Origin of the sequence: Pseudomonas sp. URMO17WK12:I12 (assembly GCF_000514395.1) — a bacterium.
Classification (GTDB): Bacteria; Pseudomonadota; Gammaproteobacteria; order Pseudomonadales; family Pseudomonadaceae; genus Aquipseudomonas; species Aquipseudomonas mucoides.
Genome location: NZ_AZVV01000012.1, coordinates 268,176 through 283,961, shown reverse-complemented (window position 1 = coordinate 283,961; position 15,786 = coordinate 268,176). Strand labels below are relative to the sequence as shown.

General features: G+C 61.2%; 13 protein-coding genes and 1 pseudogene. 7 read left to right on the top strand and 7 right to left on the bottom strand.

What is annotated here, in order from left to right; all coding sequences use genetic code 11:
• A pseudogene (locus tag D882_RS0118535) lies at positions 1 to 756 on the bottom strand (toxin); the annotation flags it as partial.
• A 166-nt stretch (positions 757 to 922) separates the two neighbouring features.
• Between D882_RS0118535 and D882_RS0118530 the strand changes: the two are divergent.
• The 3 genes from D882_RS0118530 to D882_RS0118520 all read left to right on the top strand — a co-directional run bounded on the left by D882_RS0118530 (position 923) and on the right by D882_RS0118520 (position 2,706).
• Positions 923 to 1,387: a hypothetical protein gene (locus tag D882_RS0118530; RefSeq protein WP_027924604.1), complete on the top strand. Its 465-nt coding sequence runs from the start codon at positions 923 to 925 to the stop codon at positions 1,385 to 1,387.
• A 31-nt stretch (positions 1,388 to 1,418) separates the two neighbouring features.
• On the top strand, positions 1,419 to 2,243 hold the full coding sequence (locus tag D882_RS0118525) for an SDR family oxidoreductase (RefSeq protein WP_027924603.1): 825 nt from the start codon (positions 1,419 to 1,421) through the stop codon (positions 2,241 to 2,243).
• Positions 2,244 to 2,307: 64 nt separating this feature from the next.
• On the top strand, positions 2,308 to 2,706 hold the full coding sequence (locus tag D882_RS0118520; RefSeq protein WP_027924602.1) for a DUF4440 domain-containing protein: 399 nt from the start codon (positions 2,308 to 2,310) through the stop codon (positions 2,704 to 2,706).
• Between the two features lie 46 nt (positions 2,707 to 2,752).
• On the opposite strand, the gene D882_RS0118515 is transcribed toward D882_RS0118520, so the two are convergent.
• The 4 genes from D882_RS0118515 to D882_RS0118500 all read right to left on the bottom strand — a co-directional run bounded on the left by D882_RS0118515 (position 2,753) and on the right by D882_RS0118500 (position 7,674).
• Positions 2,753 to 3,616 (bottom strand): HlyD family secretion protein, encoded by an 864-nt coding sequence (locus tag D882_RS0118515; protein ID WP_027924601.1) that lies wholly within the window; start codon positions 3,614 to 3,616, stop codon positions 2,753 to 2,755.
• A 24-nt stretch (positions 3,617 to 3,640) separates the two neighbouring features.
• Complete coding sequence (locus D882_RS0118510; protein WP_007896379.1) at positions 3,641 to 3,841, bottom strand: DUF1656 domain-containing protein; 201 nt, start codon at positions 3,839 to 3,841, stop codon at positions 3,641 to 3,643.
• Positions 3,831 to 6,023, bottom strand: a complete 2,193-nt coding sequence (locus D882_RS0118505; RefSeq protein WP_027924600.1) for an FUSC family protein — start codon at positions 6,021 to 6,023, stop codon at positions 3,831 to 3,833. Before D882_RS0118505 ends, D882_RS0118510 begins: the two co-directional genes overlap by 11 nt.
• 139 nt (positions 6,024 to 6,162) lie before the next feature.
• Positions 6,163 to 7,674, bottom strand: coding sequence for an efflux transporter outer membrane subunit (locus D882_RS0118500; protein ID WP_027924599.1), 1,512 nt, complete (start codon positions 7,672 to 7,674; stop codon positions 6,163 to 6,165).
• Positions 7,675 to 7,946: 272 nt separating this feature from the next.
• Between D882_RS0118500 and D882_RS0118495 the strand changes: the two genes are divergently transcribed.
• The 3 genes from D882_RS0118495 (at position 7,947) to D882_RS0118485 (ending at position 11,238) form a co-directional block, all read left to right on the top strand.
• Positions 7,947 to 8,915, top strand: a complete 969-nt coding sequence (locus tag D882_RS0118495) for a LysR family transcriptional regulator (protein ID WP_027924598.1) — start codon at positions 7,947 to 7,949, stop codon at positions 8,913 to 8,915.
• 337 nt (positions 8,916 to 9,252) lie between these two features.
• The gene (locus tag D882_RS0118490) at positions 9,253 to 9,630 is read left to right on the top strand and encodes a DUF6124 family protein (RefSeq protein ID WP_027924597.1); all 378 of its coding nucleotides are present in this window, start codon (positions 9,253 to 9,255) and stop codon (positions 9,628 to 9,630) included.
• A 633-nt stretch (positions 9,631 to 10,263) separates the two neighbouring features.
• The gene (locus tag D882_RS0118485; RefSeq protein ID WP_027924596.1) at positions 10,264 to 11,238 is read left to right on the top strand and encodes a D-glycerate dehydrogenase; all 975 of its coding nucleotides are present in this window, start codon (positions 10,264 to 10,266) and stop codon (positions 11,236 to 11,238) included.
• A 39-nt stretch (positions 11,239 to 11,277) separates the two neighbouring features.
• On the opposite strand, the gene D882_RS0118480 is transcribed toward D882_RS0118485, so the two are convergent.
• Positions 11,278 to 12,180: a DMT family transporter gene (locus D882_RS0118480; RefSeq protein ID WP_027924595.1), complete on the bottom strand. Its 903-nt coding sequence runs from the start codon at positions 12,178 to 12,180 to the stop codon at positions 11,278 to 11,280.
• 138 nt (positions 12,181 to 12,318) lie between these two features.
• Here D882_RS0118480 and D882_RS0118475 point away from each other — a divergent pair, with 138 nt between their 5' ends.
• Positions 12,319 to 13,194, top strand: a complete 876-nt coding sequence (locus D882_RS0118475) for an AraC family transcriptional regulator (protein ID WP_027924594.1) — start codon at positions 12,319 to 12,321, stop codon at positions 13,192 to 13,194.
• A 151-nt stretch (positions 13,195 to 13,345) separates the two neighbouring features.
• Here the strand turns inward: D882_RS0118475 and D882_RS0118470 are convergent, their stop codons facing one another.
• The gene (locus D882_RS0118470) at positions 13,346 to 15,775 is read right to left on the bottom strand and encodes a TonB-dependent receptor (protein WP_027924593.1); all 2,430 of its coding nucleotides are present in this window, start codon (positions 15,773 to 15,775) and stop codon (positions 13,346 to 13,348) included.
• Positions 15,776 to 15,786: the final 11 nt, after the last annotated feature.

The window sequence follows — 15,786 nt, the reverse complement described above, 5'->3', positions numbered from 1 at the left end:
TGCCAGTTTCAAGACACTGTGGCGCAGTCGGCCATCAAGGGTGAAACCAAACGTCTGACAGTTCTGCCTGGCATCAACCGACTCCAGCACGTTCCCGAGAGGACCGAATCGCCAGGTCGACACAGCTCCATCGCCGGGTTCCAACAAATCATTGCGATCAGCAATCGACGCTGGCCAATCAGGGGCGACGGGGTCCAGAGCGAAGTGTTGAACGTGTCTAGAGCACTGACCGGTGATCGTAAACGCCTTAAACAACACGGTCCCGCCGGGGCCATCCTGTCGAATCAATTGCCCCAATAGGTTGTGGTCCTGGGTACCCTGACCGGGACGACCATACTCCATGCGTTCGGCACAACGTCGTGGGGCTGTGGCGACGTGTTCAAATACCGTCACCGGACGCAGCCGTTCGTCGTATTCAACCTCGCGTCGTGTGCCGCGACTGTCCCAGCCTTGCAGCACTTCATTGGCCAGGCCGAAGAAATTGATCTGCGAGCCGGCATCCACGCTCAGCGTCGATACGGCAACATCGGACAGCGAATACACCGTGACGAGATTGGCGGGTGCCAGCGGATCTTGTTCCCGTAACCCCCAAAGCCGGGGGTCCCACTGCATGATTGGGAGCCCGGCGGCATTGTGGAGCGTGCGGTTGATGCGTGCCTGAGTCGGCTCGCCTTCAACCTCGCGCCAATAATCAATGGAACGGATCGTCAGCGCTCGCGAGTCGACGACCGAAACGGTGGAGGTTTTAGAGTGCATGCCGGCGCGTCCCTGTAAGCCAGTGGTCAGCTAATCGCTTGTGACGTGGGCTGGCTACTGTCAGAAATTACAGTTGCGACCAGCGGCAACAGCGCTTGATCCACGAATGTCCATTCGCGCAGCCCTTCGGTAGGATGGAGGTCATGAGTTCAAGGAGCGTACATACATGTTCATCGGCGTCCTGCTGGTCATCACCTGGCTGATCCTGTTGCTGCGCTACCCGTCCAAGGCGTTTCCCGTGTCGGTGGCGGCCGCCGTCGGTTTGGGTCTGGTGGCCACATGGGTGATCTGGCTCGACAACCGCGAGGTCAAGCAACTCGCGCGCCTGGAGCTGCGCATCACCTACGCGCCCGAGCAGTGCCCGGCGGATCGTCCGTTACAGCTGAAAATGAACAATGGCAACGACGTGCCGCTGACCGAATTGCGCTGGCGTATCGCGGCGTATGCACCGGGTGACACGGTCAATCTGGCCGACAACCAATACGAAGCCCCGCGATATCGTGGCCCCGGCGAGCTCCAGGCCGGCGCCAACTGGGAAGACTGTTTGCCCTTGCCACCCTTGCGTCCCGGCTATCGCCCGCAAACCCTGGAGTTTCGCGCCGAGCGTTTGCAGGGTAGTTTCTCCGATTAATCCCACTTCTTATTTGCACAAGGACCGCGCCATGCCCGTTGCGTTGATTACCGGTTGCTCCAGCGGCATTGGCCGTGCCCTTGCCGACGTGTTCAAAAATGCCGGCTACGAAGTCTGGGCCAGTGCCCGCAAGGCTGAAGACGTGGCCGCGCTAACCGCCGCCGGTTTCACCGCCGTGCAACTGGACGTCAATGATGGCGCCGCGCTCGAACAGCTGAGCGAGCAGATCAATCAGCAACATGGCGGCCTCGACATCCTGATCAACAACGCCGGTTATGGCGCGATGGGGCCGCTGCTCGATGGCGGTGTACCGGCGATGCAGCGGCAGTTCGAGACCAATGTATTTGCCATCGTCGGGGTCACACGCGCGCTGTTCCCGGTGCTGCGTCGCGCCAAGGGATTGGTGGTGAACATCGGCAGTGTTTCAGGGATTCTGGTCACGCCGTTTGCTGGCGCCTATTGCGCCTCGAAAGCAGCCGTTCATGCGTTGAGCGATGCGCTGCGCATGGAACTGGCGCCGTTCGGTATTCGCGTGATGGAAGTCCAGCCGGGCGCCATCGAATCCAGCTTCGCTAAAAATGCCGGGCATGAAGCGGAACAATTGATCACCGAGCAATCGCCATGGTTTCCCCTGCGCGAAGGCATTCGTGCGCGGGCCAAGGCATCTCAGGACAAACCGACGCCGGCCCGGGAGTTTGCGCAGGGGTTGCTCAAGGCGGTGCAGCAGGGCAAGCCACCGCGTTTGATTCGATTGGGCAATGGCAGCCGGGCGTTGCCGTTGTTAGCGGGTTTGCTGCCAAAAGGGTTGCTGGAATCGGGGTTGATGAAGCGGTTCGGGTTGCGCGGGCAGCTCTGAGACCGGGCCGACCTGCTCGCGATGGCGTCCGAACAAACACAGAACATTTCAGGAATACACTTCAATGACCGACTACACCCACTACTTCGACGAAGTCATCCAGGCCCACGTCGCCATCGAGCAATGGTTGGCCGAAGAACAAGACGACTCGGAACTTGAACAACTGCTGAGCCGGTTTTCACCGCAGTTTTCCATGATCTCGCCATTGGGCCGGGTGCTGGATTTCGAGGCATTGAGCGAGCTGTTTCAACTGGCGGGCGGCAAGAAGCTCGGGTTCAGGATCGAACTCAGTGAATTGCGCGGTGTGGCGCTGTATGACGGCGGCGCGGTGGTGAGTTATCGCGAGCAACAGACCGATGCCACCGGGCTGCATTCGGATCGTCGTTCGACCGTGGTGTTTGAGAAAGACGCCGACGGCACGCTGATCTGGCGGCACTTGCATGAGACGTTTTGCAAAGGCTGACTCGGTCGCTTTTTGTGGCGAAGGGGCTTGCCCCCTCGCCACAGGGTTACTCGCCAACTGCTGGGTTAACCACCACCGTACACGTAATCCCCGCCGCCAACAGCACCCCCTCTGGCACTTCATCAATGTGAATCCGCACCGGCACTCGCTGCGCCAATCGCACCCAGTTGAACGTCGGGTTCACATCGGCAATCAGTTCGCGGCTCTCAGGGTTATCCCGGTCGTAGATGCCGCGAGAAATACTCTCCACATGCCCTTTCAGCACCTCGCCACTCATCAACTGCATGTCGGCCTTATCGCCCACGCGCACGTGCGGCAATTTGGTTTCTTCGAAGAAGCCATACACCCAGAACGAGTTCATATCGACCACGGCCATTTTCGCTTCGCCGATGCGCGCATAGTCGCCGCGATGCACGTTGAGGTTGGTCACGTACCCGTCCACCGCCGCCCGCACTTCGGTGCGTTTGAGGTTCAGCTCGGCGGCTTCGAGTTGCGCCTGCGCGTGTTGATAATCGGCCAGTGCCGAGTCGGCGATGTTGCTGGCGTCGTCACGGTTTTCCCGGGAGATCACCAGGTTGTCCATGTCCGCACGGCGGCGGGCGTTGACCTTGCGCATCTCCCACGTTGCCTTGCGTGATGCGACCAGCGACTGCGCCTGCTTGACCGCGATGCGATAGTGCTCGGGGTCGATCTGCATCAGCAGATCGCCCTTCTTCACTTGTTGGTTGTCACGCACCGGTACGTCCACCACTTCCCCGGTGACGTCGGCGGCGACGTTGATGATGTCGGCGCGCACCCGGCCATCGCGGGTCCACGGGGTGTCCATGTAATGCACCCACAAGGTCCGGCCGATCCATAGCGCGAGGGCCAGCACCAACAGGGTGGCGAGCAGGCTGAAAAGCTTTTTCATCAGGGCGTTCTCAGTGATAGAGAGTCAACGGTAAACGGTCAGCGCCAGGGCGCCGAACAGACAGGTAAACAGGCTCAGGCGCAGCAGCGCCGGGTGCCAGAAGAAGCGGTACAGGTCGAACCCGGACAAGAACCGGTCCAGCGCCCAGGCCAGTGCGGCGGCGATGAAAAACATCAGCGTCATGGTGGGCATGTACACGCCGTGGAAGGCGATTTCACGAGGCATGTTCAAGTCCTTGCGGCGCGGTTTTCGTGTAGGCCGAGAGCGGTGATTGCGGGTCCAGCAACGAGGTGCGAATGAAGTGCAGGTAGCTCTTCACCCGACGCAAGGCGGAGGTGTCGAAGTGCGGTGCGAAAGGTTCGTCAGTGGCTTGCACACGGCTGATCGCATGGTCGACCGCGACCAGACTGCGCTCCAGATTGTTCTGGCTCGGTTGCAGAAACAGCCGCACCAGCGAACGCCCCATCACCCGGATTGCCTGGCGCCACGGCTGCGATTCGGCGTAGGCCGGATGCACCGGCAGAACCGCCTGCTCCTTGCGCAACTCGATGATCGCGTGGCCGACTTCCAGCACCACGAACATCCAGCGCAGCAAGTTGCTTTGTACCTGCGGTTGCCCCGCTGCGAGGCCATACGCCTGATGCAGCAAGTCCCGCGTGCGGCTCTCAAAACTCGACGCCAATCCCTTGAGCTTGCCGCTGATCGCGTACACCACTTGCCCTCGCAAATCCTGCTCCAACCGCCGCCACAACCAGCGACTGTTCGGTGGCAAAATAATCGCCCCGGCCGCCGCGCACACCAGCATGCCGAGCACCATGGCGATGTAGTCGTTGATGAAGGCGTAAGGGTTGTAGACCGTCAGGTTGTCCGGCACCGAACCGGTGCTGAAGAAGATCAGCAAGCCGAGACCGACACCGGCGTATTGCGGTCGCGACGTGAGGAACGAACCGAGCACGATCACCGGCGCGAGCATCACGCACAGCAACGGGAATCCGTCGATCCACGGGAAGATGAAAAACATCTCGACGAAACCGATCAGTGCGCCAAGGAACGTCCCGCAGGCCATCTGAAACGCCATGCGTTTCGGGTTCGGCGTGGCGGCTGAAAGGCCGACAGTTGCTGCCGCAATCAAGGTCATCGTCGCGCCGCTGGGCCATGCGGTCGCCACCCAATAGCTGCCGAGCACCACCAGAATGAACGCTGCCCGAATCCCCGACGCCGCCGAGGCCATCCAGTTGGTTTGCGGGGTGAACGGCTCGTCCCATTGCTCGCGCGCGTGGCTGTGATCGGCGAGTGAGGCGTGGGTCTGTGCATAACTGTGCAGGTCGTCGACGAAGCGATAGAGCAACTCGTACGCGGTGTGGAAATCCAGCAGCTCGGCGTCGCTCGGGTTGCTCTCCTGGAAAGTCGCCCGCAAGCGGCGAACCCGCGCCGGCAAACCTTCTTTATAAGCGCTCAACTCGACAACCAGGCGTGCCGCGTCCGCATCGGTCAGGGCACGACCGCTGAAACCGTCGAGCACTTCCGCGAGGTCCTGCAGACCCGGTTTGATTGCCGCAACCGCAGGCTCGGCACCGCTGCTACGCAAGCGTTCGAGCAACTGATGCAAGGCGTTGAAGCGGGTGGTGATGCCCATGAACTCGCTGTTCAAACGATTGAGCCGACCGTTGCGCCGACGCATGTGCGGGTCTTCAAACACGGTCACGCTGCGCAAGCCTTCCAGCCCAACCGCTTCAGCGATGAAACGCACGTTGCTGGCTTCGAAAGCCTCCCGTTTGCTGCGACCGCGCAAGCCATCGGTGGCGAACCGGGCAAACACGCCGAAACGCTGGTACAAGGCGTTGCGCATCGCCGCGCTGGCGGTTTGCGGCAGGATCGCGGCGCTGACCAGCGTCGAGCAGAGAATGCCGAGGGAGATTTCCAGCACCCGCCAAACGGCGGCCATGAACGCGCCGTCCGGGTGCGCCAACGCGGGTAAACCGACCATCGCGGCGGTGTAGCCGGCCAACACAAAACCGTAGGCGCGAAAGTTACGATACCGCGCCGCACCGGCCGAACAGATGCCGACCCAGATCGCCAGCGAGCCGAGGAACAGTTCGGTGTTTTGCGCGAACAAGGCAATCAGCGCCACCATCACCGCCGAGCCGGTCAAGGTGCCCAGAAAGCGGTAAAAACTCTTGGCGAACACCTGACCGCTTTGCGGCTGCATGACGATAAACACGGTGATCATCGCCGTGCGCGGTTGCGGCAATTCCAGGCGCATGGCCAGCCACAAGGTCAGGAAGGCGGCGAACAACACCTTGAAGATGTAGACCCAGGTCACGCCATCGCTGCGTGCCCAGTCGAAAAAGCCCCGGCGCCATTCAAGGGAATACAGCCAGCGCAAGGGTGCGGGCAAGGGAGTCATGAAATCCTGCTCATTGAGATTCGATTAAGTCGCAGAACCTGTGTGAGCGAGCTTGCTCGCGATGGCGCAGTGTCAGGCGACACATGCATTGACTGACACGGCCTCATCGCGAGCAAGCTCGCTCCCACAGGGTTCGTGTTCAATTCGAGAGGCTCTTAAGCAGGGCTGGGGTTTTCGGCGCTGCGGTCTGGCTATCTTTCGGCACATCATTACCCGCACCCAGCCCGCCACCCAACGCCGTCACCAGTTCCGCATGAGCACTCAACCGCGCCGCCTGCACCTGCTGCTGAACTTGCTGCTGCTTGAACAACAACGTCTGCGCGTTAAGCACATTGAGGTAGTCGGTCAACCCGCGTTGATAGGCGATCATCGCGATGTCATAGGTCTTCTGCGCGGTGGCCACGGACTCGGCGGCGAAAGTCTGTTGCTTGTCCATCGACTCGCGGCGGATCAACTGATCGGAGATGCTTTTCAGCGCGTTGACCAGCGTCTGGTTGTACTTGGCCACCGCGATGTCATACCCCGCCGACGCTTCGCCCAACTCGGAGCGCAAACGCCCGCCGTCGAAAATCGGCAACGAGATCGCCGGGCCGACGCTGTAGTTGAGTTTCTTGCCGGTCAAAAACTCCAGCGCCCCACCGCCCGTGGCCATGTAGCCGAGGCTGCCAACCAGATCGACGTTGGGGTAAAAACCGGCGTGGGCGACATCGATACCGCGAGCCTGCGCCGCCACTTGCCAGCGACTGGCAACCACGTCCGGGCGTTGGCCGAGCAATTGCGCGGGCAACGACGACGGCAATTTCAGCGCAGCGCCCAACGACAGCGTTGGCCGCTGCAATTGCGCGCCTTCGCCCGGCCCCTTGCCTGCCAGGGCCGCAAGCTGGTTGCGGCTGAGGGCGATTTCTTCGTCCAGCGCATCAATCTGGCGATGGGTTTCCGGCAACGGCGTTTGTGCCTGACTGACTTCAAAGTGCGTGCCGATGCCTCCGTTCAGACGCTTCTGTGCGAGGTCGAGAATCTGCTGTTGCTGCTGCAGCGTCGCCTCGATGATGTCGCGCTGGGCGTAATGCAACGACAGCTCGATGTAGGCGCGCACGATGTTGTTCTGCAATTCGAGCTGCGCCAGACGCGCTTCGGCGGCGCTCATGTGCGCCATGTCCACGGCGCGCTCGGTGGCATTGCTTTCGCGGCCCCAGAGGTCGAGCGCATAGCTGAAGCCCAGCGCGGCGTTGTTGTCCCAGGTGGTCGTGTTGGCCAGCTCGCCCGGCCCGTAAAACTGATCGGTGGGCCAGTTGTGGCGCTTGAGGGTGGATTCGCCGTTGATCTGCAACGACTCGGCTGACTCGGCGATGCCGGCCATGGATTTGGCCTGGCGCACCCGCGCCGCCGCCATGGCCATGCTCGGGCTGCCTTGCACGGCGAGGTCGATCCAGCGGTTCAGTTGTGGGTCACCATAGGCCCGCCACCACTGAGCGGTGGGCCAGTGCGCGTCCTGCGCAGCGTGTTGAATAGCTTCGTCGGTGGCCAGTGAATCAGCCTCCAGTGCCTTGCCCTGCGGGGCAATACCTCCGGTACCGATGCAGCCGCTGATTGCCAGGGTTAAAGCCAAAACACTGAGCGTCTGAAGCGCTCTGCTGATGCGACGCGGCACTGCTGCGATTTCCTGAAATAGGGGAGGTACGAAATCCTGTGGGAGCCGGGCTTGCCCGCGATGGCAGCACCGCGGTGGGTCTGGATGACCGCGGTGCTGCCATCGCGGGCAAGCCCGGCTCCTGCAGTGGCGCAATTCTAGGGGTGGGTCTGGTTGGCGATAAGCTGGGATTCTTGTGAATCTTTGTTACCGTTCACGCGATAATCCCTTGGTCGGGGTCTCAGACCTTGAAACCTTGTGTCACAATTTGCCATCTCCCTTGAGAGCACCCCATGGACACTTTGCAAAACATGCGCGCCTTCAGTTACGTGGCCGAGGCCGGCAGCTTCACCGCTGCCGCCGTGCAACTGGACACCACCACCGCCAACGTCTCGCGCGCGGTCTCCAACCTGGAAGCCCACCTGCAAACCCGCCTGCTCAACCGCACCACCCGCCGCATCGCGTTGACCGAGGCCGGCAAGCGCTACCTGTTGCGCTGCGAGCAGATCCTCGCCTACGTCGAAGAAGCCGAAGCCGAGGCCAGCGACGCCCATGCGCGGCCGGCCGGGCAACTCAAGGTGCACACCATGACCGGCATCGGTCAGCACTTCGTGATCGACGCCATCGCCCGTTATCGCAAGACACACCCGGACGTGACCTTCGACCTGACCATGGCCAACCGCGTGCCGGACTTGCTCGACGAGGGCTACGACGTGTCCATCGTCCTCGCCAGCGAACTGCCGGATTCCGGCTTCGTGTCCCAGCGGCTGGGTATCACCTACAGCATCGTCTGCGCCTCGCCGGCGTACGTGAAAGCCAACGGTTGCGCGCAAAAGCCCAGCGATCTGCTGAACCACATGTGCCTGCGCCTGGTGAGCCCGGTGATCCCGCTGGAGAAATGGGCCTTCGACGGCCCCGATGGCCAGGAGACCGTGACCATCAACAGCTCACCGTTCCTGGTCAACTCGGCGGACGCCATGAAAACCGCGATCACCAGCGGCATGGGCGTTGGCGTGCTGCCGGTGTATGCGGCGATTGAAGGGCTGCGCAACGGCACGTTGGTGCGGGTGATGCCGAACTACCGCTCGCAGGAACTGAACCTGTATGCGATCTACCCTTCACGGCAATATCTCGACGCGAAGATCAAGACCTGGGTCGAGTACTTGCGCGGCTCGTTGCCGGAGATTCTGGCGGCGCATCAGGCGGAGCTGGCGGCGTATGAATTGAGCGGGAGTCTGGGCGGGGCTCGGTTGGCGAACTGATTCCACGGTCCTACAGACGCGCTGATTTTGAGGAAGGATTCCGACGCGTTCTGTCGGTTGTTGGGTCAGACGGGAAATGGGTAGGCTTTGTGGGTCGCTGCTAAATCAGCGATCAGGTCTGGAAAACCTGGCGAACACTGACCACACCCCATGGCATACTGCGGCGCTTTTTTCTGCTCGCAAATCCTTGTTATGGCGGCTGTGCGCGGGAGACCTTCGGGTCTGCCGGTTTTTGGTGGGTGTACCGGTTTTTCCAGTCCGCGCATGGCTGCCACCCCTTTCGTCTGGAAAACGAAAGTTGGCAGTTCCACTTCACTTGCCAATGAGTAACGCCCGAATGATCAAAGAAACACCGAACCCTCCGGAAACCGACGACGTTTCCCCCTACGAATCCGTCGATTCCAAAAAATTCCACGACGCCGCCGAACGCGCGTTGAATCACTACCTCAACCCTGCAGTACTGAAGTCACCGCCCACCCGCAAACCCAGCACCATGTTCATGCTTGCACCGGACCTCAAAGACGAAGATCTGCTGGCCCACACCTGTGAAACCCTGGCCCAGGCCAGCGTCATGGCCGGCGATTTTGCCACCTACCTGGAAGGCCCGCACCGCAACACCGCCATGGCCATCCAGCAGATCGTCATGCTCGCCGAACTGGCGGCAAACCGGATGATGGACAATCTCGTACTGCCCAAACCCGCGCCACACCACTGATCCACCAGTAAACGCCAATCCCCTGTAGGAGTGAGCCTGCTCGCGATGGCGGGGTGTCAGTCGACTTCAATGTTGAATATGAATCCGCTATCGCGAGCAGGCTCACTCCTACAGTTTGGATCGGTGTACACCCGCCGCTTCTCACCACTCATCAGGCCGAGCGTTAGCTCGCCTGAAAGCTTTTGATCTTTGGCTTTTGATCTACCGCCCCCTCGGGAGGCTGAGTGGAGGTGTGCATCCGGGGAGTGGCGCGCAGCGCCGTTCGACGCAGTCGAACACGCTGCATGTAGGTCGTAGCGAAGCAGACCGGAGGGCAGTGTCCCCGGATGGATACCGGAGCGAAGGAACGCCGAGCCTAAGCGAGGGGCCGGACGCTCGGGGCGAGCCTTTTTGGGTACTTTTTTGGCGTTTGAAAAAAGTGCCTCGCCGTAAGGGCGAAACCGCCAGCGGCCGTTACCGCAGGAATGGATATGTACACCGACGACGAGAATGGTCGTCTGTCAGGACGCCATCGCGAGCAAGCCCGCTCCCACAGTTTGAAGTGGGGCATATCCGACGTCCGGGCACTCGCACAACAGCGGGGAAGAATGTTAGCGTGCTTGGCATTCTCCACGCCCGACGAGCCCTCCTCCCATGAAAAAGACCGTCCTCGCCTTCAGCCGCGTCACCCCCGAAATGGTCGAACATCTCAAGCAAGACTTCGACGTCATCGTGCCAAACCCGAAAAACGGCGACATCAACGCCCAATTCAACGAAGCCCTGCCCCACGCCCACGGCCTGATCGGTGTCGGTCGCAAACTCGGTCGCGCACAGCTGGAGAACGCCGCCAAGCTGGAAGTGGTGTCCAGCGTCTCGGTCGGCTACGACAACTACGACGTTGCCTACTTCAACGAACGCGGGATCATGCTCACCAACACCCCGGACGTGCTCACCGAAAGCACCGCCGACCTGGCGTTTTCCCTGCTGATGAGCAGCGCTCGTCGTGTTGCCGAACTGGACGCCTGGACCAAGGCCGGGCAATGGCAAGCCACCGTCGGCGCGCCGTTGTTCGGCACTGATGTACACGGCAAAACCCTGGGTATCGTCGGCATGGGCAACATCGGCGCGGCCATTGCCCGTCGCGGTCGCCTGGGCTTCAACATGCCGATCATCTACAGCGGCAACAGCCGCAAGACCGAGCTGGAACAAGAACTCGGCGCGCAGTTCCGCACGCTGGATCAATTGTTGGCCGAAGCCGATTTCGTCTGCCTGGTGGTGCCGCTCAGCGAAAAAACCCGGCACCTGATCAGCCACCGTGAACTGGCGCTGATGAAGCCAAGCGCGATTCTGGTGAACATCTCGCGTGGCCCGGTCGTCGACGAGCCGGCCCTGATCGAAGCGCTGCAAAACAACCGCATTCGCGGCGCCGGTCTGGACGTCTACGAGAAAGAACCGCTGGCCGAGTCGCCGCTGTTCCAGCTGAAAAACGCAGTGACATTACCGCACATCGGTTCCGCCACCCACGAAACCCGTGAAGCCATGGCCAACCGTGCATTGGCCAACTTGCGTAGCGCCTTGCTGGGCGAGCGCCCGCAAGATCTGGTCAACCCACAAGTCTGGAAAGGCTAATGACAACGGGCAGACGTTTTTAAGCGTCTGCCCGTTCGTTCAAGCCAATTTGCCATTCCCCTGCAACGCAGGTGGCTTGGGCTTACGGAATACCAACACGTTACCCAGCATCACCAGCACCAGGCCCACCAATGCCGGTGCAGTCCATTGGTAGCCTTCGGCAAATGCCGACACGTTCAACGCCACCACCGGGAACAACACGGTGCAATAGGCCGCGCGTTCTGGCCCCATGCGCCCAACCAAGGTCAGGTAAGCGGTAAAACCGATCACGGAACCGGGAATGACCAGGTACAACAACGAGCCGATGTAACGGGTGCTCCATTCGATGTCGAACGGAATGCCTTTGACCAGGCACCACACCGACAACATCGCCGCGCCATACGCCATGCCCCAGGCATTGGTGGTCAGCGGTTTCAGACCGGCCTTCTGCTGCAGGCTCGACAGCATGTTACCGGCCGAGAAGCACAGGGTTCCGAGCAGCGCCAGGCCCAGGCCGAGCAAGGTTTCCGGGCTCGCGGTGTGGCCCGCCAGTTCAGGCCAGAACAGCAGGCCAAGTCCGAACAAACCCAACGCACCGCCCATCAGCACATTGCGGGCGACTTTCTGGCCGAAGAACACCCGCGCATTCAGGGCGTTCCACAACGTTGCGGTAGAAAACACCACGGCGACCAGGCCGCTGGGAATCCACTGGCTGGCTGTCAGGAAACACATGAAGTTGACGCAGAACAGGCACAACCCCTGCGCCAGACAAATCAAGTGCCCGCGTCGGTTCATCACTTGCAGACGTCGACTCAGCAGCAACATCGCGAACAGCACCAGCGCCGCGAGGCCGAAGCGATAGACGATCGACACCGGAATCGCCACCACGCCCAATTGCCATTTCAAGGCAATCCAGGTGGTGCCCCAGATCAGCACGGTCAGCAAGTACAACGACAGGTTCATGGCAAACACTCCTCAGTAGAGGCTCAGTGTCCTGCGGGCGCTCGGATCGCACTTGCATAAACTTGCGCTTTTGTCAGCGCAGAGGCTGGCAGGCCAACGTCTACGGAGTAGGATGCTAGGCGTTGGAGAGAACCGATCATGCCCGCACTGGAAACGCTGCAAGTCTTTCAAGCCCTCAACCGCTCGCCCAATGCTCGCCTTGAGCACAGCGCCGAGCTCGGTGACGGCATGGCTGCAGCCTTGTGGAGCAACCATCACGACGCCCAGGACTACGAAGCGCCGAGCCATCACACGCTGTCGTGCTACATCGCCGGCGGCACCGGCACCTTCCGCCGCGACCAGCCCGGCACCAAGGGCGGCCCGGACAAGCTGTGCATTCTGCCGGCGGATCACCAGTCAGGCTGGGTGATCAATGGCGACATTCGCCTGGCCCACCTGTATTTCAGCCCCGAACAATTCGCCCTCGGCTGCGTCACGCTGCTGGACCGCGAACCGCGTGAACTGCAATTACGCGAAGGCACTTTCCTCGACGATCCAGCGCAAGCCCGACGCTTTCGACAGATGCTGACCCTCAACTGGGACGAACCCGGCGAACGTTTGCTGACCAGCAGCCTGGCTCATGAAATGCTCAGCCACGTATTGCTTGGTCAGGTCGGCATGCGTGAGGGGTTGCGGCTCAAGGGTGGACTGGCGGCGCATCAGCGGCGGCTGTTGGTTGAGTTCATCGATCATCAATTGGCCGAGGCCATCAGCCTTGGGCAGTTGGCTGCGCTGTGTGCGCTGTCGGAATATCACTTTGCGCGGATGTTTCGCGAGAGCTTTGGTTTGCCGCCGCATCAGTATGTGCTGGCTCGCCGATTGGGCCGGGCGCGGGAGTTGTTGCGCTCGACGTCGCAGCCGTTGGGGGAGATTGCGTTGGCGTGCGGGTTTGCCAGTGCGAGTCATTTCACCAATCGGTTTCGGCAGGCTTTGGGTGGGACGCCTGGGGAGTATCGGCAGGCGTTTTTGCGGTAGTACTTAAGATGATTGGCGCCTGTGAGGCCGCCATCGCGGGCAAGCCCGGCGCCCACATTTGACCGCATTCTCATGAAGGAACTCGATCCCTGTGGGAGCCGGCGGTGCGGCGATTCGACTTGCCCGCGATGAACGATGACGCAGTCTTCGATCAGAACTCCAACGTGCTCGACAACAACACCTGCCGCGAATCCCCCATCGACACAAAGAACCGGCTCGCCGCCGAGGTGTAGTACGTGCGGTCAAACAGGTTCTTCACGTTGAGCTGAAACTTGACCCGCTGCCCTTCAACCTTGGTGTCGTACGTGGCGAACGCATCCGCCACGGTGTAGCTCGGCAGGTCAAAATCGTTCACAGCGTTACCCGCTCGCTCACCGACATAACGCGCCCCGGCGCCGACCCGCAACTGATCGCCACCGACAATGGTGCCAAAGTCATAGACCGCCGACAGCGAGCCGCTGTTCTTGGCGACGTTTTGCAGCTGCTTGCCTTTGTAGTCGGGGTCTTCGGTGACTTCGGCATCGGTGTAGGCGTAACTGCCGATCATGCTCCAGCGATCCGTCAGCTGTCCCGTCACGTCCACTTCCAGGCCACGGGAACGCACTTCGCCAGCAGCGCTGTAGATCGTCACCGGGCCTTCGGAGTTGGCCACCAGCACGTTGCGTTTCTTGATGTCGAACAGCGCGATGTCACCGGTGATGCGCCCCGGCAGGTCGAACTTGGCGCCGATTTCCCAGGCCTTGGCTTCTTCCGGCGCAATGCTGCCATCGAGCACGGTGCTGCTGCCGCTCAAAGGCGCGATGGTGGCGTTGGGTTTGAACGATTCGGTGTAGCTGCCGTAGAACGACAATTCATCGGTGTAGCGATAGACCAACCCCGCGCGCGGTACCCACTTCTGGCCGTTGCTGTCGGTGTTGGCCTTGAACGGCACGCCTTTGCCGGCGTATTGGTCGTATTCCTGGAAGCGCCCGCCCGCGACGAAAATCCATTGATCGGTGAGGTGAATCGAGTCCTGCAGGAAGATCGAGTCGCTGCGCGATTCATCGGTTTGCGCGCTGTCCGCCGGGCTGACGGTGGTGCCGGCGACTTCGCGACCGTAGACCGGATTGACGTAACTGAAGGTGCTCAGGCTTTTCTGGCGGATCAGGTCTTCGCGGTAGATCTTGCGGTACTCGTCATCGACGCCGAACACCAGGTCGTGTTTCATCCCGGCGAACTCGACATTGCCTTCGAGGCTGGCGGTGGTGAAGCGGTCGGTGCTGATCGCATTCTGCGTGCCGTCCATGCTGCGGGTCAGCGTGCCTTTTTTGGTGTCGATGGCGGTAACGCGCACCTGGCTGGCGTCGTAGGTTTCACGGTTCCAGCTGTAGCCGAAGTGGGCGGTCCAGTTGTCGTTGAGTTCGTGATCGGCCTCGAAGTGGTACAGGTCCGAACGGCCTTCCATGTTGTTGAACGGCTCGTCGAGGCGCTCGTTGCGCGAGATGTCCAGCGGGTGGTTGGTGCGCGGATCGATGATCGTGCCACGGTCAAACGGGGTCAGGAACTCGCGGTGTTCGTAGGAGAACAGCAGCTTGGTGCTTTCGCCAAACCAGGCCAGCGACGGCGCCACCAGCGACTCGCGGTGGGTGCCGAAATTGCGCCAGTAATCTTCATCTTCGTGGTCCAGCACCATGCGGTAGGCGAGGCCCGAGGTGCCGAGCGCGCCGGTGCTGTCGAGGCTGCCACCGCTGCCGTTTTTGCCATCGCCATAGGTCGAACCGCGCAGGGTCAGGGCGTTGTATTGCTCAAGTTCCGGCTTCTTGCTGACCAGGTTGACCACCCCGCCCGGGTCTTGAATGCCGTACAGCAGCGAGGCCGGCCCCTTGAGCACTTCGACGCGATCGACGCTTTCATTCATGCCGCGGCCCTGCACGATCGGCATGCCGTCGCGCATGATCGAACCGTTACGGTTGTCACCGAAACCGCGGGTCATCACTGAGTCCTGAGTGCTCGCCAGCGTGTTGCCCTGAGTGATGCCGCTGACGTTGGCCAGCGCGTCATCCAGATTGCGCGGCAGCTGATCGCGAATGACCTGGGCCGGGACGACGTTGACGGTCTGCGGAATTTCCTGGAGCAAGGCCGATGAGCGCATCACCGAACTGGTGGGCGGCGGTTGATAGCTCATGGATTGATCGGCGACCGAGGTGATGGTGGTCGCGCCAAGGTTCAAGGTGCCGGCCGTGGGTACGGGTTCCAGCATCAGGGTTTTGGCATCGGTGCGGCGGAAGGTGAAGCCCGAGCCGCTGAGCAAACGCTGCATCGCTTGCTCGGCACTCAACTGGCCATTGATCGCCGGGGCGGTGAGGCCATACGGCGCTTCATCGGTGTAGACCACGCTGATGCCGGTGACCCGGCTGAAGTCGCTCAGGGCCTGGGGCAGCGGTTTGGCGGCGATGGCGAAACTGAACTGGGCACGCTGTTGCGTGTTGTTGGCTTCAGCCGCCGAGGCAATGCTCGATGGCAGCAAGGCCAGCGCCAACATACTCAGTGCCGAAACACCCAACCACTGTTTGACCGAACCCGATTTTGCCCTGGACTTCATTGCTCATGACC